The organism is Rhodococcus sp. UNC363MFTsu5.1, from assembly GCF_000686785.1.
Lineage (GTDB): Bacteria > Actinomycetota > Actinomycetes > Mycobacteriales > Mycobacteriaceae > Rhodococcus_G > Rhodococcus_G maanshanensis.
The window spans coordinates 1-18,036 of record NZ_JMLO01000014.1; the positions used below are offsets into that span (position 1 = coordinate 1).

Genomic DNA, 18,036 nt, shown 5'->3' on the forward strand with positions numbered 1-18,036 from the left:
CCGTGGGCACACCAGTTATCGTCGAGGCAGTCCGTACCCCGATCGGCAAGCGAGGCGGATGGCTGTCCGGCCTGCATGCGGCGGAGACCCTCGGTGCGGTCCAGGTCGGAATCCTCGAGCGGGCGGGCGTCGACCCCGCCATCGTCGAGCAGGTCATCGGCGGCTGCGTCACCCAGGCCGGCGCGCAGTCCAACAACGTCACCCGCACCGCCTGGCTGGCGGCGGGTCTGCCGTGGCAGGTCGGCGCCACCACCATCGACTGCCAGTGCGGCTCCGCGCAGCAGGCCAACCATCTGATCGCCGGACTCATCGCGACCGGTGCCATCGACGTCGGCATCGCCTGCGGCGTCGAGCAGATGAGCCAGGTCCCGCTCGGCGCCAACGTCGGCACCGAGGCCGGCCCGCGGCGCCCGGCGTCGTGGGACATCGACCTGCCCGCCCAGTTCGAGGCGGCGGAGCGGATCGCGAAGCGTCGCGGCCTGACCCGCGAGGACATCGAGGCGCTCGGCGTCCGGTCGCAGGCGCTGGCCAAGCAGGCGTGGGCCGAGGGCCGCTTCGACCGCGAGGTGCTGCCCGTGACCGCGCCGGTCATCGGCGAGGACAAGCTGCCGACCTCCGAGACCACGGTCGTCTCCCGCGACCAGGGCCTGCGCGACACCACCGCGGAGTCCCTCGCCAAGCTCAAGCCGGTCATCGAGGGCGGCATCCACACCGCGGGCACCTCGTCGCAGATCTCCGACGGCGCCGCCGCGGTGCTGCTGATGGACTCCGACCGTGCCAAGGCCCTCGGCCTCAAGCCCCGCGCCCGGATCGTCTCCCAGGTGCTGGTCGGCGCCGAGCCCGAGTTCCACCTCGACGGCCCGGTCCAGGCGACCGCCAAGGTGCTCGAGAAGGCCGGCATGAAGATCGGCGACCTCGACCTGTTCGAGGTCAACGAGGCCTTCGCCTCCGTCGCGCTGTCCTGGGCCCAGGTGCACGGACCGGACATGGACAAGGTCAACGTCAACGGCGGCGCGCTCGCGCTCGGCCATCCCGTCGGCAGCACCGGTTCGCGCCTGATCACCACCGCCCTGCACGAGCTCGAGCGCCGCGACGCCTCGACCGCGCTGATCTCGATGTGCGCGGGCGGCGCGCTCGCCACCGGCACCATCATCGAGCGGATCTGATCCAACCTCCGGGCCGACTGTCGGATGGTTCCGACAGTCGGCGCCATCCTCGAACCCCTGATGCCCTCGGCACTCGGTCGCACCGCAGTCTCCGTGCGAGTTGATGTCGTCTCTCACCGCGCCGTCACACCGTGCGCCAGACACCGGAAGAGGCTCATGCCTATCGCCACCCTCAATGGGATCCAACTCAACTACACCGTCACAGGTACGGGGCCTCTGGTCGTACTGGTGATGGGGACCGGGAGCCCGGGGCGTGTCTGGAACTCCTACCAGGTGCCCGCGCTGGTGAAAGCGGGATTCCGGGTCGCGACCTTCGACAACCGGGGGATCGCGCCGTCAGACGAGTGTGCCGACAACATGCACATTGATGATCTCGTCGCCGATACGGCCGCGCTCATCGAACATCTCGGGCGCGGGCCTGCGCGGGTGGTTGGCACGTCGATGGGCGCGCGCGTGGTGCAGGAACTCGCCCTGGCACGGCCGGACCTGGTCGCCAAGGCGGTCATGTTCGGTACGACCGGGCGTCCGCACCCGATGGCGCACACCCTTAATCTCGGTGAGCAGGCCCTCCACGATCAGGGCGTGCAGCTTCCGCCGCTGTATGCGGCTGCCGTCAAGGCCATGTTGAACCTCTCGCCGCACACGCTCGAGGATCCGATACGCGCGCAGGAGTGGCTCGACATCTTCGAGTTCTCCAGCGCGGCCAAGGCCTCGCCCGGTGTCCGGGCTCAGCTCGGGATGGACCGTTCGCGCGATCGACTCGCCGACTACGCCCGCATCACCGTCCCGAGCCTGATCGTCGGATTCGCCGACGATCGGATGACACCCGCGGTGTTCTGCCGAGAGGTTGCCGCGGCCATCCCCGGCGCCCGCTACGAGGAAATCGAAGGCTGTGGGCACTTCGGCTACCTGGAACGGCCCGATGAGGTCAATCGGCTGCTCATCGACTTCCTGTCGGATAGCGCCGGCCCACGCTGACCGCGTCGATCGCCCCACGCGACCGGCCGATGCCTGGCATGTTGTCCGCACAGGAGCCGGTGGCGGGCAAGGCAGTCGGTGACCACGACACCGATTGCAAAGTGGACCGCATCGGCCCCATGCAACTCAAGTCGAGCGTCGTCAAGAAGGTCTGACATGTGACGCAGCGCCCGAGCGAGCGGGCGAGGACTTCCGGCCCTACCCGGCTCCGCTGGGTAGGGCGACGATGAGGGAACTCGAGATCGTGGAGGACCCGCTGTGGACGCTGTCGAACCGAAGGCCCCGGTCGTCGTCGGGATTGACGGGTCCGCCCGGGCCTACGCGGCCGTCAGCTGGGCTGCCAGGGAAGCCCAACGCCACGGATGCGCGCTGCATATCGTCTCCGCTCTCGGCGACCTCAACCCGCACGAGAACGGGATCCGCCTGCCACAGAGCTATTTTGCCGACCGTGATCGCGCGGTCCACGCCCACCTCGATGAGGCCGTCGCGATCGCGCGCACCACCCGCACCGCGACGTCCTCGACCGAGATCACCTCCAGAGTGCTGGACGGACCGGCGAGACCAGCCCTGCTCGAGGCGTCGAAGTCTGCCCGAATGGTTGTCGTCGGTAGCCGTGGATTGGGCCAGATCACCGCGGCGCTCGCCGGATCGGTTGCCGTCGCGCTCGCCGCGCACGCCCAAAGCCCTGTTGTCGTCATCCGCGGGCATGCCGGGCAGACCTCCGGCACCGGCGATGTCGTCGTCGGGGTGGACGGCACCGAGAACAGCGTGCCGGCACTCGCGGCGGCGTTCGAGGAGGCCTCGCTGCGCGCGACCGGCCTGGTGGCGGTCCATACGTGGTCGCCGTTCACCTTGCCAAGGGCCTTCGACGACCAGCTGGACCTGCCGTGGGATGAAGTCGAGACGGCCGAACAAGCGGTTCTCGCCGAGAGCCTCGCCGGCTGGACAGAGCGCTACCCCGAAACGTCCGTGACGCAGACGGTCGTCCGAGGAAGATCGGCCGCGGAACTGCGGGACCGGGCGGCGGATGCGGAACTGCTGGTAGTCGGTAGCCACGGCCGCGGCGGCTTCGCGGGCATGCTGATCGGCTCGACCAGCACCGCGCTGCTACACACCGCGGAGTGCCCCCTCATGATCGTCCGTTCGTGAGCGAACGGACGGAGACGGCACATCTCGGACACCGAAACGCACGACAGTCGGACCACTCGCAGATTGCCAGAACTCGGCCCTGTGGCTCGTGCGACCCTCGGCTGAGTCCGGGTCCCTCCGGATCGGCATGTGTCACCCTGTGGGGGATTCGGTCAGAGGTTCGAGAGTGGGGCCGACCACAGCAGAGTGGTCCCCCCGGACGCACCTCTCTCGACGGTGATGGATCCGTTGCTGTCGATCGCCCTAGACGCAAGATTGTTGAGGCCGCTGCGGCGTGCGTCGGCTGGGATACCGATCCCGTTGTCCGTCACCTCGATGGTGAGATCGTCGAGGACGCTCACCGAGATGGCGACTGCGGTCGCGGAGGCGTGCCGGACCACATTGCTCAGGGCTTCCCGCAGAACCGCCTCAGCGTGATCGGCAAGGTTCGGGTCGACCACCGACAGCGGCCCGGACATGTGAATCGTGATGCGCAGTCCGGCATCCGCGGTCGTCTGGGCGATCACCTCGTGCAATCGTCGTCGGAGTCTGCCGGCGCCCTCGTCTCCCGAATGCAGATCGAAGATGGCCGTTCGGATGTCCTGCACGATCTCCTGGAGGTCGTCGATGGAGTCCGACAGCCGCCGCCGAACCTCCGACGACTTTGCTCGTTGATGCGTGCTCTGCAGGGACAGCCCCACCGCGAACAGGCGCTGGATGACGTGATCGTGCAGGTCGCGGGCGATTCGATCCCGATCGGCCACGACATCGAGTTCCCGCATCCGCCGCTGGGTGTTCGCCAGTTGCAGTGCGACCGCCGCCTGGTCCGCATATGCGGTCATGAACGAGAGTTGCTCGGGATCAAACTGCTCCTGTCCCTCGGCACGCAGGAGGACGAGCACCCCCGCGACCGAATTCTGCGCCCGCAGGGGAAGCACCATCGCCGGTCCGACCTGATCGGACTCCTCGAAACCTGGGTCGAAGGCAAGTCGGTCGACGACGAACGGCTTGCGGGTCCGATACGCCTCACCCGAGCTCGATCCCTCGAGTGGGATCTTGGTACCGACGACAGCATCGGAGAGCGCGCCACTGGACACGCTGACCACCAACACATCGACATCGTCGGCGGCCAAGTCCGGATCGTCGGGAACCGCGAGGAGGGCGCTGTCGGAGGCGGTGAGCGCTCGTGCTCGATCCGCAACCGTCTGAAGCACATCAACGGGCGCGCCGCCGGCGAGCAGCTGAGTTGCTATCTCCCTGGTGGCTTCGAGCCAGGACTGTTTGATTCGCGATTCCTGGTAGAGATGGGCGTTCTCGATCGCGATTCCCGCGGCGGCGGCGAGTGCCTCGACGATGACTTCGTCATCCGCGGTAAAGCTCTGTCCGCCTGATTTCTCGGTGAGGTACAGATTTCCGAATACTGCCCCCCTGATCTGAATCGGCACACCCAAGAACGTCCTCATGGGCGGGTGGTGCTCCGGGAAGCCAACCGAGCTGGGGTGAGCCGTGAGGTCGTCGAGCCGAATGGGTTTCGGCTTCTGAAAGAGCAACCCCAGGACCCCGCGCCCACGGGGCAGATCGCCGATCAGCGCGTGTGTCGCCTCGTCGATGCCCTCGTAGATGAAGGCGGTGAGGTCATCATCGACGCCGCGGACGCCGAGCGCGCCGTACTGCGCATCCACGAGTCCGATAGCCGCGTGCACGATGGAGCGGAGAGTTTCCTCGAGGTCCAGCCCCGAAGCGACCGACAGCATCGCATTCATCAGTGCATCGATGTGGTCCCGCGCGTCGACGATCTGGTCGATTCGGTCCTGGACTTCGGTCAGGAGTTCTCGTAAACGCAGTTGCGAGAGGGCGGGCAGCCGCGTAGGGCCCTGTCCGCCGCCGGCGCCGGATGTGCCAGGCATCACCCGCCTGATTCTTCCACTTCGCCCGGCCGGGTAGGCGTACTCGGCTCAATCACCCATGCCGGGGTGTCATCTTTGCGGCGAGCACTGCGGCCTGGGTGCGCCGCTCGATGCCCAGTTTGGTCAGCAATCGGGAGACATAGTTCTTCACGGTCTTCTCGGCGAGGAACATGCGGGCAGCGATCTGCCGGTTGGTCAAACCCTCGCCGATCAGTGACAACAAGACCTGTTCCTGATCGGTGAGACCCGGCAGGGGATTGAGGTCCTCGTGCATCGACCGCAGCCGTGACATCAACGCTTCGGCCGCGCGCGTGTCGAGCAGCGAACGACCCGTTCCGACGTCATGCACCGCCTTTGCGAGTTCCATTCCCCTGATGTCCTTGATGACGTACCCGTGCGCGCCTGCCAGCACCGCGTCCAGCATCGCCTCCTCATCCGTGTATGAGGTGAGGATCAAGCAGCGCAACTCGGGCATCCGGCACATCAGTTCCCGGCACAGCTCTATTCCGTTGCCGTCGGGCAGTCGCACGTCGAGCACAGCGACGTCAGGGCTGACCGTGGGAATCAACATATGTGCCTGCGCGTAGGTGGCGGCCTCTCCCACCACCTTCAGGTCGGGGTCCACCTCCAATAGGTCGCACAACCCCTTGCGCACGACCTCATGGTCGTCCACCAGAAACACGGTGATCATGCGGCACCTCCCGTCAGCGGCGACGTTCCTCCACCGTACGACAACGGATGCTCCGCGGACTCGTCGAGAGGTCACCGAATCCGAGGACCAAGGTCCCTTTCCAGGAGCGGACAGCGAACTAGTCTGATCTTCGAACCGAAGAGGAGACACCATGTCGGATCCGCGCCCGAGTCCGCTACCGGCGCGATGCAGGCCCTCGGTGACGATCAGGGAGCTGGGGCCGCACGATGCGTCCGATGTTCAGGCGCTCTATGAATCGCTTGACGCCCGCGACTCGTATCTACGGTTCTTCGCCACGCGGCCCACACAGTTGAACGTGGTGGCCGAGCGGGCCACCCAGCACGACCGGGGCCATGGCGGTGTCGGCGCGTTCGAGTCCGGCGCACTGATCGGCGCGGCGAACTTCGTCGTTCTGGACGATCCTTCGACCGCTGAACTGGCCATGGTGGTCGAGCACGACCACCAGCTTCACGGCGTGGGGTCCGAACTGCTGGCACGGCTCATCTGCCTCGCGGAGCGTCACGGCGTCCGAACATTCATTGCCGAGGTACTGGCGGTGAACCAGACCATGCTCCGCGTGATCGCGGAGACCGGGCTGCCGACAACTCGACGCAGGGAAGGGTCAGCAGTGCACATAGAGATCAGGTCCCCCGAATCCGGTGCGACGACCTGATTGAACCGATAATTCGATCACTCGATGCTGAGAACTTCGAACAGGGGACGACGTGGGGTTTCCGGAACGGAAGCGGGGGCGCCCCCTTGCCCGACACGGACCAGGATCTGAGGCATACCCGCTCCCGGCACCAAGCTCCGGATGAGTTCACGGCTCTGCCTCACCTCCGTGAGATGGGTCAGGGGGCAGGTTGCGAGCTGACGCACGGTGGCATCGAGTACGACAGCAGAGAACGCCCTCCCGCTGGCAAGCCAATCAGCTTGCGTGTCGGCGCGTGTGCTCAGCACAAGGACGCTCGACTGGTCGGGTCCTCGTGGCCGCGTCGAATCGCCTCTCAACGGCGTCGGGAACGGACGCCCGACGGCGACATCGGAGCTCTCGGATGCGGTGGCCAGGGCACCCGGCGGAATTCCCTCGGCCGACCGATCGTGCCCGGCCCACCAATAGAGCTCTGCGTGGTACGCGGCGTCGTACCGCCTGGCCGCCGCGCTCGCCTGGGTGGCCGCGACCAGGGCGCTCCGGTCCTGTGGACCGAGCGAGTCGAGGTGCACGTCGTACTTCGCTGCCAGCCCCCGGAAGCGATCCAACTCATCAGAGTATGCACACGGCGGGGGAGCGAAGGGCCTTCGGTCGCTGCGCCGCCGCCGAATGGCTGTGAGGAGGTCGAAATCGTGAGATTGCGGGTGCGCATCACGGTGGAACCGAAGCGACGCGATGGGTCCGGTCGGCACCCGCAAGGGGAGGATCGTCACCTCACTTCGCCACCGAAGCGAAGTCATCGCAATCTCGAGGTGATGCAGCGCGGCGCCGCAACTGATCGCGAGCTGACGGCCCACGGGGTCTGCTTCGCCGATCAGGCGCGACCGGTCGCCGAAGAGTTCCAATCGACCGTTCGAGTAGCGCCAGCGCCAGGGTTGGCTGTTGTGCAGGGATGGCGCGCGACAAGCCAGGTCGACGGCTATCTGGATCACGTTTGCGTCGGGGACGGTCATTTTCGCTGTTGCCTCCGCGCCGGTCGAGGTGGGTAGGGGTGTGTCGGCGACACCTTCTGAGTACGAGTCTCCTCACGATTCCGTCGCCTTCGAAGGGCCGATGGTCATCATTCGCCGGCGCCGTCACGGTGACCGCGAGCGCGGTCGTCGGCAATGACCTAAGACCCTTGTCGAGCACCGTGCCAGGCGAGAACGATGAGGGAGAACGCCAACCGTGCGTCGCCTGCGACAGCCGAGGAGGGGACATGAAGGCTCATTCGCCCGTCGTGGTCGGAGTCGACGGCTCACAGTCAGCCACCGACGCGGTGTGGTGGGCGGCCGAGTGCGCCGTCGCGCGCGGCACACCCCTGAAGATCGTGACGACGATATATGTCCCTGGCGCCTACGCAGTGCCGATCGGGATGCCGCCGGAGTTCTACGACGAGCAGGAAACGGCGGCGAAGCAACGACTGAGCGCCGCGGTCGAGCACGCAAGGCGCGCTGCCGGTGAGGGTCTGAGCATCGACACCGAATTGTTCACCGGTCCCGCCACCGTCACGCTACTCGCGGAGTCGGAGACCGCGAGAATGCTGGTTGTCGGATCGCGAGGTCTCGGCGAGTTCACTGGTGGACTCCTTGGCTCGGTGAGTTCCGCCGTCGTCGGACACGCCCGATGCCCGGTGACGGTGGTCAAGGCGCTGGCCGAAGTGGAGGGGGTCACGCGCCGACCGGTCGTCGTCGGCGTAGACGGCACCCGCAACAGCGAACCCGCCATCGCGGAGGCGTACCTCGAGGCCTCCCTGCGCAATTGCGATCTCTTTGCTGTTCACGCCTGGTCAGACCTCACCCTGCCGCCGCGGTATTCCGACGACGCCCTGGACTGGGAGCCGATCCAGGCCCGTGAGGCGGCGACCCTGTCGGAAAGCCTGGCGGGATATGCCGATGACTATCCGGACGTGCACGTGCACTCGATCGTCGTAAGGCACGAGGCGGTCAAGTCACTGCTCGAGTACTCCCGGCGTGCTCAGCTCGTCGTCGTCGGTAGTCGGGGACGAGGGGGCTTCACGAGCATGATCCTGGGTTCGACCAGCCGGGCGCTACTGCACTCGGTCTCATGTCCCCTGTTGATCGTGCGGGCCTGAGATCCGAGGTCGGACCAACGGCTCCACTGGAGGAGGTTGCTCGATGACCACTGCACAACCCATTCTGGTCGGGGTCGATGGTTCGGCCGGGTCTCACAACGCAGTGCGGTGGGCAGCAGTGGACGCCGCGCTGCGGCACAGCCCACTGTTGCTCGTCGCCATCTACGCGAAGCCGTACGACGTTTTCAGGTCGGCATCCTCCGCGGAGATCTACATCGCGGAGCAGGAGGTCGCGGGGGGACGACTTCTCCGCGATGCCACGAAGCTGGCACATTCCGAGAGCGAGCGCCTAGGTGAGGTGACGGTGCAAACCGCGCTGCTCGGCGGCCGCCCCGCGCCTCTGTTGCTCGACCTCGCGCAGGACGCACGGATGCTCGTCGTCGGTTCGCGTGGGCTCGGCGAACTCACCGGTGGAATCGTGGGATCGGTCAGTTCGGCGGTTGCCGCCCACGCCCCGTGCCCGGTTGTCGTCGTCAAGGGACTTCCGGAGCCCGGCGAGCCTGCAATGGATGGACCGGTGATCGTCGGAGTCGACGGGACACCGACGAGTGAACCGGCGATAGCGGCAGCGATGGAGGAGGCGTCCCTGCGGAGCGCCGAGATCACCGCGGTCCACGCGTGGACCGACGTGGACCTGTCGTCGACCGCATTCGGCGACCGCGAGACGTGCCTACCGGCCAACTGGTCCGCGGTCGAAGCCGAGGAACACGTGGTGCTCGCCGAACAGATGGCCGGTTGGAAGGAACAGTTTCCCGAGGTGGGTATTCGCCGAGTAGTCGTGCAGGACAGACCAGTCCGGGAGCTGGCGGCCATCTCGGCCGATGCGCAGCTGCTGGTGGTCGGCAGTCGCGGCCGAGGTGGGTTCAAAGGGATGCTGCTGGGTTCGACGAGCAGGGCCCTGCTGCATCTCGTCGATTGCCCGCTCATGGTCGTCCGAGCGCCCGAGTGACCTGCCTACTTCCGGGTGACAGGAATGGCATCGGAGTGGCGAGTCGAGCCCGATTCGGGGGTGATCATCGGCGGATGCTCCTACCGGGCGGTGTTGTTCGACCTGGACGGCGTCGTCACAGACACAGCTGCCCTCCACCACCGTGCGTGGAAGGCCGCTTTCGACGAGTTCCTCGCACAGAATCACCCGGCACAACCGCCGTTCGAAATATCGGACTATCTGGCGTACGTCGATGGAAAGAGCCGGTCCGACGGTGTCCGCTCATTCCTCGCCGCTCGGTCGATCTCCCTCCCGGACGAACCGGATCCCGGTGCGGCCCAACCACAGAGCGTTCGCGCACTGGCTGAGAGAAAGGACGAGTTGTTCCGCGACTTGCTCCGGTCCGGCGGAGTGCGCACCTTCACACCGGCAGTCGAGTTCCTACAAAGCCTCCACAGCGTGGGTGTCGGCGTCGCTGTTGTCAGTGCCAGTCGAAATGCGGCGGAAGTGCTGTCCCGAGCGGGTCTGCTCGACGAAGTCGATGTCCGGGTCGACGGTGTCGATGCTGTGCGCCTGCAGTTGCCCGGGAAGCCCGATCCCGCACTGTTCCTGGAAGCCGCGAGGAGGTTGGAGACGGCCCCCGCCCGAACGGTCGTGATCGAGGACGCCGAGTCCGGGGTGACCGCCGCCCACAGGGGCGGCTTCGGCCTCGTCATCGGGATCGCTCCACCGGGAAGGGCCTCGACCTTGGCGGCCAGTGGTGCGCACATGGTCGTAGGCGGACTCGACGAACTCGACTGGAGCATTGGAGAAACGGTGCGCGCTGGATCGTCTCCCGACTCGTCGTGCCAACTGTGCGCGCAGGGCATCTCCCGAGCGTGGTTGCTCGAGCATGTCGGTTTCGAACCGGACGTACAGGGAGCACGAGAGTCGCTGTTTGCGCTGGGCAATGGATACCTCGCGACCAGGGGTGCCTTGCCGGAGGCGAGGGTCGATGCGGTGCATTGCCCGGGCACGTACGTCGCCGGGTGCTACAACCGCGTGACGTCGCGGATCGGACGCATCGAACGCGAGGACGAGAGCATCGTCAACGTTCCCAACTGGCTGCCGGTGGTATTCCGAATCGACGACGGCCCCTGGCTGACGCCCGAGCACACGGCGATGGATCATCACCACGTCAGCATAGATCTGCGTCGGGGACTACTGATGCGAGAGAGCGTCTTCCGAGATCCCGACGGCCGGCGAACACGGATCAGGCAGCGGCGCCTCGTATCCATGGCGACACCCCACCTCGCCGCGCTGGAAACGACCCTCATCGCGGAGAACTGGTCAGGCGCTCTCACGGTGCGGTCGGGAATCGACGGCGACGTCGAGAACACCAATGTCGCAGAGTTTCGCCCCCTCAACGGTCGCCACCTGGACTCGATCGAATCGGGCGTCTCCTCCCCGAACATCGTGTGGCTCAGCGCTGAAACCTCACAGTCACGCATTCGAGTCGTAGAAGCGTGCAGAACCACACTGTCGATCAACGACGGGAACCCCGGCTCGGACAACCAGCGGATCGATGCTTCGCACCGTGGGATCCATCTCGAACAGACCTTCTCGACAGAGTGCGCTGCGAGAATCACGGTCTACAAGGCCGTAGCCATCTACACGTCGAGGGACCGAGCGATATCGGAGCCGCTCGCCGCGGCTGTAGAAGCGGCGGCCTCGGCCGGGTCGTTCGACGACCTGCTCGCGGCAAGCGCCGCCGCCTGGAGCAACCTCTGGGCACGATGCGAGATGACGCCGGACGCGGATCATGGGACTCAGCAGGCAGCGAATGTCGACGTATTCCACGTGCTGCAGGCCCTTTCGCCGCACACGGCAGACATGGATGTGGGCGTTCCTGCGAGGGGGTTGGCCGGCGAGGCCTACCGCGGCCACATCTTCTGGGACGAACTGTTCGTCTTCCCGTTCCTCACCCTGAGGCTTCCGGAACTGACGCGCGCACTCCTGCTCTACCGCTTCCGGCGACTGCCCGTCGCTCGACAACACGCCCGGGCTCTCGGATACGCGGGGGCACTCTTCCCCTGGCAGAGCGGCAGCGACGGACGCGAGGAGACACCGTTGGCACTGCTGAACCCGATTTCCGGCCGATGGATGCCCGACAACTCACGACGACAGTTCCACATCAACCTCGCGATCGCCTACAACGCCTGGCACTACTGGGAGACCACCGGCGACCTCGGTTTCCTCACCGCCTTCGGCGCGGAGCTCCTCGTGGAGAACGCGCGGTTCTGGGCAAGCCTGGCGACATACGATGCCAAGGACGACCGGTACGACGTCCGCGGGGTGATGGGACCGGACGAGTTCCACGACGGATATCCGGACAGTCCGGGTGGCGGCATCGACAACAGCGCCTACGTCAATGTGATGGTGGCGTGGTCGCTCGCCCGCGCGCTCGATGCATATCGCATCCTGGGGCCGGATGCCGATCGTCGAACCTGGGACAAGCTGGGTGTCGGTGGTGACGAGCTCCGGCTCTGGGATCACATGGCGCGGCGGCTGCGGGTCGAGTTCCTCGACAACGGTGTGCTCAGTCAGTTCGAGGGATACGGCCGGCTCGCGGAGCTGCCGCTGGACGACTACCGGAGGCGATACCGGGATATCGGAAGGCTCGACCTGATCCTCGAGGCGGAGAGCGATTCGACGACCCGATACCGGGTGTCCAAACAAGCCGATGTCCTGATGCTGCTCTACCTGTTCAGTGCAGAGGAACTCACATCGCTGATCGAAATGCTCGGGTATGCCTTCGATCCCTCGGTGATTCCCGCGACCATCGACCACTACCTCCAACGCACGACACACGGATCGGCGCTGAGCAGAATTGCCCACTCCTGGGTGTTGTCTCGAAGGAATCGTCGACAGTCCTGGCAGATGTTGGGCGAGGCGCTTGCCTGCGATCTCGGTGAGCGGCCGGTCGCGGACACGCGAGAGGGGATACATCTGGGCGCGATGGCGGGCAGCATCGACATCCTGCAGCGCTGCTATTCGGGGATCGACGTTCGGGAGGGCGTGTTGTGGCTGCACCCCCAGCTACCGACCGAGCTGCGTGCTCTCACATTCGATATCCACTACCGCGACCACTGGATGCACATTCGGTGCGACCACACCGCCGTCACGGTCTCCACGCATCCGAGCGCCGCGGCGCCGGTCCGGGTCGCGATCCACGACAGGGTCCACACCCTCCCGGCCGGCGCGACGATCTCGGGTCCCGCGTGAGCTCAGTCCTCGTCCTTGACCTCGATCTCCCGAGGTCCTTCGGGCGGCGGCAACACGCCGACCGACACCGTAAGGATCCCCTTGGAATAGGTGGCCTCGACATCGTCTTCTCGCGCCCCCGCGGGAAGGCTGACGGTGCGCGAGAACGAGCCGTAGCTGAACTCCGAGCGGCCGCCGGCATTGCTTTCCTCTGTGCGCTCGGCCTCGATGGAGAGCCGCCCGTCGTGAATCGCGACTTTGATGTCACGCTTGGGATCAAGGCCGGGCAGCTCGGCACGCAGAAGGTACCGATCGTTCTCGACTTTGTCCTCGACGCGAATCATGTGGCCACCCATTGCGGTGGGCATCCGCGACAGCGGAAAGCCGGCGAAGAAGTCAGCGAGCTCGGGGAAGACGGAGTAGCTGCGAGCTGGGACGGATCCCATGATTCCTCCTCTATTGGGGTCGCGGTCATTCCACGTCCGCTGGGTCCATTCCAGTCGCGTGCGAGGGCCCGAGGCAGGGTCATTTGTCATCACTTCAGCGAGGGCGGGGATGAGTCAACCGCCGAACAGCGCCCCGCGTTTTCTCGCTGACTGAGCGCCGACACGACTCTGCTGCTGGATCTCTCGGGTTTGGTCGTCCGGGATCAGTGTCATGAGCGTCGTTCATCACGGAAAGACACCAGCCGCCACCACGCTGCATCGGTCGGATGCGTGGTGTCCTCCGATGCAGCGTTTCCTTTCGGCGCAGCGTCCGCGAGGACGTTGTCACGGCATGCGTCCGGCACCACGCGATATCGAATTGAATCGAGACAGCTCACCAACGCGAGAACCCACCACAATGCGCAGACATAGTCCCGAGCGGGCCTCTCCCCGTCCCACTGATAGAACCCGCGGTATCGGTCCTCCTCATCAGCGGTGAGCCACAACTTCGAGACGAACCCAGGAAAGCCCACGAAAAGCGGCGTGTTGAGCAGGCTTTCCGCCCGAAACAGGGCGTGTCCACGACCACGCACACCTCGCAGTTGAAAGGTCACAACAAGGACCACAGGCTCAGTAGGAGGTGCACCGTCTACGACGGTTTCCCTATAGACAACTCCGGTGGTGCCGTCGGCAAAAGTCATGCTCTTCCCCACATGACGTGTCGGTTGGTGGAGTCGACGGTGGGCGAGGATGGTCACCGTCCGCGCTGCGCAGCCGACAAGACGTGGCATCGCCACCCACAGCGGTAGGGGCCGCAGTTCCGAGTCTCCATCAGTGCCATGGATGGGATTGTTCGGCGAAGAATCTCGTGGCTCCATCGCGTCTCCCTATCTGGTGTCGTGAGCTTGCACGTCGGGCTGGCAACTCCGCTCGCTTATCGGATTCGACTGATCCCATCGCTCCCTGACCTCGCGGCCCTAGTTGCAGAGCGAGGGACGACCCCGGCGGGGCGGATTCGCCAGGGTGCCTTGGCTCAGCCGCGAACACGCTTCTGCCGGGTTTCGTGCGGATCGGCATACTTCTCGAGCACTTTGCGCATGTCTGCGATTGCCTTCCGCCGGTTCTCGGGGTTCGAGATCCGAGTTAGTCGGTGCTTGAGGCTCACCGCAAGATCCGCATAGTCGTTCTGCCAGTCGCGGCCGACCAGTTGCGCCGCATCCGAACGGGTGGTACCCATCAGCTTTGCCGGGGTGCCGGACTGCAACTGGTAGCTTTCTCCGATCGCCGGTGTGACGACGGAAAGCGAAGGGTCGTCGCCCGCCAAAAGTTCCGACAGTGCCGCGACTGCCCCCGGCTCACCGTGGGTCAAGAACAGGCTGCCCGAGATGGGCTTCCGCTTCTTGATCCAGTCCTTCAGTTCGCCCTGGTCTGCATGGGCCGAATAGCTGTCGATCCGCCGAACATGGGCTCGCACATAGATGTCGGTGCCCGAAATTCGAACTCGCTTTGCGCCTTCGAGGATCACACGCCCCAACGAGCCTTGGGCCTGAAAGCCCACGATCAGTATCGTCGAATCCGAGCGGTGCAGATTGTGCTCGAGGTGATGGCGGACGCGTCCCGCCTCGCACATGCCCGAGGCGGCGATGATGATGACACCCGACTTGTCGTTGATCCGCATCGATGCGGCCGCATCCTCTACGTAGTGGATCGCGGGATGGTGGAAGATGTCCTTGCCGCCGAGATCCTCGAGTTCGGTTGCGTGTCTGGCGAAAACTCTGGTTGCGCGGTTGGCCAGCGGCGAGTCGACAAAGACGGGCACGTGGGGGATGCGGTCCTCGTCGGCGAGATACGCAATGTCGAGCAACAGTTCCTGCGTTCGTTCCAGAGCAAAGGCGGGGATCACCAGGTTGCCCCCGCGGGAGAGGGCCGTGTTGATCTCTCCTTCTAGCAGATCGCGCCGCTGGGCGATCGTCAGCTGCCCCCGGGTTCTGCTGCCGTATGTCGATTCGCAAATGACATGGTCCAGCCCCGACGGCCCCTCAGGATCGGCGTAGAACGCCTTGTTCTGAGGCCCGAGGTCACCGGAACAGAGCAGGCGAACGCCTCCGGCGTCGATCTCCGCCGATGTCGCACCCAGAATGTGTCCCGCATTCCACAGTCGCGCACGGAACCCCGGCGCAGGTTCGAACCAGTCCTCCAGTGGAACCCGGCGGGCCTGTCTCCACGCCATGAGCGCATCGTCCTCGGTGTAGATCGGCGTGAATGGCGGTTCGCCGGCTCGATCGCGCCGTTGGTTTCGTCGTTGCGTCTCGAATTCCTGGATTCGTCCGGCGTCGGCGAGCATGTATTCCAAGAGTTCCGCGGTCTGGGCAGTGCAGAATATCGGCCCTTCGAAGCCCTGCGCCACCAGTTTGGGCAACAGGCCGCAGTGGTCGATATGTGCATGGGTGAGGACAACTGCGTCAATCATGTCCGGCGCGAAGGCAAAGGCGCCGTAGTTCAGCGTCTCGAGGCTGCGCGATCCCTGGAACAGGCCGCAGTCCACCAGGATGCGCCTGCCCTCCGATACAAGCTCCATGCACGAGCCGGTTACCGTCCTCGCGGCCCCGTGAAAGGTGAGGTTCACGCTCGTCGCCATGCTGACCTCCTTCTTCGAAATGGACAGAGCGTCACCGCGGCTGCCTGCGCGAGTGTCCCCACTGCTGTGCGAGCGAGTGCCCCCACCGCTCGGCTCGAATCTCTTCGCCGTCCTCGAGGCATGACTCCTTGTCCACGAGGAAACTCTCCGACTCCGCGATCAGATCGAATCCAAGGTGCCGAAGCTTCTTCCCGATTCCCTTCGATGCCCTCCCGGTCAGCAGCGCGGGTGCATCTATTCGAGTGTCGAACGCGACTGCCATGCCATGTGTGGGTGGAAGTGACGCGAGCCATTCCCTGATGCCCTCGCTCGCCGCATTCGGTTCCAGAGTCACCGTGCTGTCGGATTGGCCGGCTGCCTCCTGTGCACTACGTCGTGTCGACTCGCGACTCATCCCGTGCACATGTGTCGGACCCCCGACGATCACCAGGTCGTATCCAGACAGGTCCGCGTCACCTACCTGCGACACCGGGAGGGTCGTCACCTCACCGAACGGTGCGATACCCCGGGCGATCGCTTCGGCCACGCGATGAGTGTTCCCGAACATCGACTCGTGGACCACGAGTGTGCGCATCACGGTTCCTCCTGTGCTGAGCACTCGTCGGACAACCGCACCACGGAATGAGCGGACCCTCCGGCTCAGGTTTCATCCCTCAGTGTTCCATCGACCGGCGGGGCCCGAACAAGGCACAAAGTCACGTGGCCGACCAGTAGAACCCGCTGGCCTGGCGTTCGACCAGGGTCCGTCAGATGGTTGTGCGACGAGGAGTCCTGGCTACAGTCGCCGCGCGATCGACTCGGCCTCCGCGCCCAGTTTGGCCAACCGCAGGTCGGCGAGGGGGGTGAGGGTGTTGCCCATCCGGTTGGTCACGAATGCCACCGACAGACCCGTCGCGGGGTCGGCGAAGGCCCCGGAGCCACCGAGACCGTAGTGGCCAAAGGCGTACGGTGACTGGGTTCGGCTCGCGACGAACGCGGCGTGGTAACCGAGCCGCCAGTTCATCCGGATTCCGAGCACGTAATCCCGGGCCGTGGTCTGCACCTCACCGATCTGCGCGAGGCCGTCCTCGCTCAGGAATCGGGTGCCGTCCACGACGCCCCCGTTGGCCATCGCCCCGTACATGCGAGCCAGGCCGCGGGCGCTGAAGACACCGTTCCAGCCGGGCATGACGTGGTCGTGGATGACCGGGTTCCGGACGAGTTCGTCGAACCCCTCCGGCATGCCTGCGGCGGCGAGGTTGTGCAGCCCCGGGGTTCGCGACAGGACGGAGGATGCCACGCCCCAGGGGATCCCGAAGGGAGTGATCCTCGGAAAGGTCTTCGCGATGCGGCGGCGTTCTTCGTCGGGCACCTGGAACCAGAACTCGGGAATGCCGAGGGGGTCTGCGATCTCGGTGCGGACCAGGTCGGTGAACGACATTCCGGTGACCCGGGCGGTGAGTTCAGCGACGAGCGATCCAAAGGTCACCGCGTGATATCCGGGCATGACACCGCGCCGTCGGTCGGGAACGGCCGCAGCAAGCGCGGTCACCACCCCGTCGTGATCCAGAAGCGCCAAGCCGCCCGGTACCAGACCACGCACACGATGGAGTCCGGCCCGGTGGCTCAGCAGTTCACGAACCGTGATGGAGTCCTTGCCAGCGCTCGCGAATTCAGGCCAGTACTCGGCAATCGCCGCGTCGTAGTCGATCAGCCCACGGTCGGCGAGACGGTGGAGGACAGTGCTCGCGACGCCTTTCCCGGTCGAGAACGACACCGAGACGGTGCTCGCCCGCCAGCGCGTGGTGGGAGTGGACCAGCCAGACCAGATGTCGACGACCGGTTCACCGCGCAGGTACACCGCCAGCGCGCCACCACCGTCGGGCGTCCGGTTGAACAGTCCGAAGAATCTGTCCGCCAACGGCCTGAAGGGCGGGGCCACCACCATCGCTGTCGGCGGCTGCTGCCCGCCGCGCGGGTCTGGGCGTCCAGATCCGTTGTTGTCCGACCCTTCGTGCGCGTGCGTCACGGTGTCCGCTTTTCGCTCTTCGGGGCCGTCCTCACACGTCCCCTACCTCTGCATACAACGCCGGGATACCCCCGGAGGATTCCCGATTTACCGCCGTCGGCGAACCCGAGTCGCCGCCCGGGCACGGCCGCGAGGAAC

Annotated in this window: 15 protein-coding genes and 2 pseudogenes; 9 read left to right on the forward strand and 8 right to left on the reverse strand. The window is 65.7% G+C overall.

The window, feature by feature from the left end:
• The first annotated feature begins 2 nt into the window (after positions 1-2).
• The 4 genes and pseudogenes from BR31_RS0113320 to BR31_RS0113335 all read left to right on the forward strand — a co-directional run bounded on the left by BR31_RS0113320 (position 3) and on the right by BR31_RS0113335 (position 3,293).
• Positions 3-1,166 carry a steroid 3-ketoacyl-CoA thiolase gene (locus BR31_RS0113320; protein ID WP_027501314.1) on the forward strand — a complete coding sequence of 388 codons (1,164 nt, stop codon included), beginning with the start codon at positions 3-5 and terminating at the stop codon, positions 1,164-1,166.
• A gap of 156 nt (positions 1,167-1,322) precedes the next feature.
• Complete coding sequence (locus BR31_RS0113325) at positions 1,323-2,144, forward strand: alpha/beta fold hydrolase (protein WP_027501405.1); 822 nt, start codon at positions 1,323-1,325, stop codon at positions 2,142-2,144.
• 74 nt (positions 2,145-2,218) lie between these two features.
• Positions 2,219-2,299: pseudogene (locus BR31_RS31085) on the forward strand (PhnA domain-containing protein); the annotation flags it as partial.
• 103 nt (positions 2,300-2,402) lie between these two features.
• Complete coding sequence (locus tag BR31_RS0113335) at positions 2,403-3,293, forward strand: universal stress protein (RefSeq protein WP_027501406.1); 891 nt, start codon at positions 2,403-2,405, stop codon at positions 3,291-3,293.
• 152 nt (positions 3,294-3,445) lie between these two features.
• Here the strand turns inward: BR31_RS0113335 and BR31_RS0113340 are convergent, their stop codons facing one another.
• Positions 3,446-5,179 (reverse strand): sensor histidine kinase, encoded by a 1,734-nt coding sequence (locus BR31_RS0113340; RefSeq protein ID WP_027501407.1) that lies wholly within the window; start codon positions 5,177-5,179, stop codon positions 3,446-3,448.
• A 52-nt stretch (positions 5,180-5,231) separates the two neighbouring features.
• Positions 5,232-5,870, reverse strand: a complete 639-nt coding sequence (locus BR31_RS0113345) for a response regulator (RefSeq protein ID WP_027501408.1) — start codon at positions 5,868-5,870, stop codon at positions 5,232-5,234.
• Positions 5,871-6,069: 199 nt separating this feature from the next.
• Between BR31_RS0113345 and BR31_RS0113350 the strand changes: the two genes are divergently transcribed.
• Positions 6,070-6,543 (forward strand): GNAT family N-acetyltransferase, encoded by a 474-nt coding sequence (locus BR31_RS0113350; protein ID WP_027501409.1) that lies wholly within the window; start codon positions 6,070-6,072, stop codon positions 6,541-6,543.
• Between the two features lie 17 nt (positions 6,544-6,560).
• Here BR31_RS0113350 and BR31_RS0113355 read toward each other — a convergent pair whose 3' ends face one another.
• Positions 6,561-7,535, reverse strand: a complete 975-nt coding sequence (locus BR31_RS0113355) for an Acg family FMN-binding oxidoreductase (protein WP_027501410.1) — start codon at positions 7,533-7,535, stop codon at positions 6,561-6,563.
• Between the two features lie 245 nt (positions 7,536-7,780).
• Here BR31_RS0113355 and BR31_RS0113360 point away from each other — a divergent pair, with 245 nt between their 5' ends.
• The 4 genes and pseudogenes from BR31_RS0113360 to BR31_RS28540 all read left to right on the forward strand — a co-directional run bounded on the left by BR31_RS0113360 (position 7,781) and on the right by BR31_RS28540 (position 12,848).
• The gene (locus BR31_RS0113360; RefSeq protein ID WP_027501411.1) at positions 7,781-8,656 is read left to right on the forward strand and encodes a universal stress protein; all 876 of its coding nucleotides are present in this window, start codon (positions 7,781-7,783) and stop codon (positions 8,654-8,656) included.
• Positions 8,657-8,699: 43 nt separating this feature from the next.
• Positions 8,700-9,605: a universal stress protein gene (locus BR31_RS0113365; RefSeq protein WP_027501412.1), complete on the forward strand. Its 906-nt coding sequence runs from the start codon at positions 8,700-8,702 to the stop codon at positions 9,603-9,605.
• A gap of 24 nt (positions 9,606-9,629) precedes the next feature.
• A pseudogene (locus tag BR31_RS32225) lies at positions 9,630-10,238 on the forward strand (HAD family hydrolase); the annotation flags it as partial.
• Positions 10,239-10,352: 114 nt separating this feature from the next.
• Positions 10,353-12,848, forward strand: coding sequence for a glycoside hydrolase family 65 protein (locus BR31_RS28540; RefSeq protein WP_442970213.1), 2,496 nt, complete (start codon positions 10,353-10,355; stop codon positions 12,846-12,848).
• 2 nt (positions 12,849-12,850) lie between these two features.
• Here BR31_RS28540 and BR31_RS0113375 read toward each other — a convergent pair whose 3' ends face one another.
• The 5 genes from BR31_RS0113375 to BR31_RS0113390 all read right to left on the reverse strand — a co-directional run bounded on the left by BR31_RS0113375 (position 12,851) and on the right by BR31_RS0113390 (position 17,817).
• The gene (locus BR31_RS0113375; RefSeq protein ID WP_027501413.1) at positions 12,851-13,273 is read right to left on the reverse strand and encodes an Hsp20/alpha crystallin family protein; all 423 of its coding nucleotides are present in this window, start codon (positions 13,271-13,273) and stop codon (positions 12,851-12,853) included.
• Between the two features lie 209 nt (positions 13,274-13,482).
• The gene (locus BR31_RS31090; RefSeq protein WP_081830468.1) at positions 13,483-13,953 is read right to left on the reverse strand and encodes a hypothetical protein; all 471 of its coding nucleotides are present in this window, start codon (positions 13,951-13,953) and stop codon (positions 13,483-13,485) included.
• 332 nt (positions 13,954-14,285) lie between these two features.
• On the reverse strand, positions 14,286-15,890 hold the full coding sequence (locus BR31_RS0113380; protein ID WP_027501414.1) for an MBL fold metallo-hydrolase: 1,605 nt from the start codon (positions 15,888-15,890) through the stop codon (positions 14,286-14,288).
• Between the two features lie 31 nt (positions 15,891-15,921).
• Positions 15,922-16,464 (reverse strand): flavodoxin family protein, encoded by a 543-nt coding sequence (locus tag BR31_RS0113385; RefSeq protein WP_027501415.1) that lies wholly within the window; start codon positions 16,462-16,464, stop codon positions 15,922-15,924.
• A gap of 201 nt (positions 16,465-16,665) precedes the next feature.
• Positions 16,666-17,817, reverse strand: a complete 1,152-nt coding sequence (locus BR31_RS0113390) for a serine hydrolase domain-containing protein (RefSeq protein ID WP_037176590.1) — start codon at positions 17,815-17,817, stop codon at positions 16,666-16,668.
• Between the last annotated feature and the right edge of the window lie 219 nt (positions 17,818-18,036).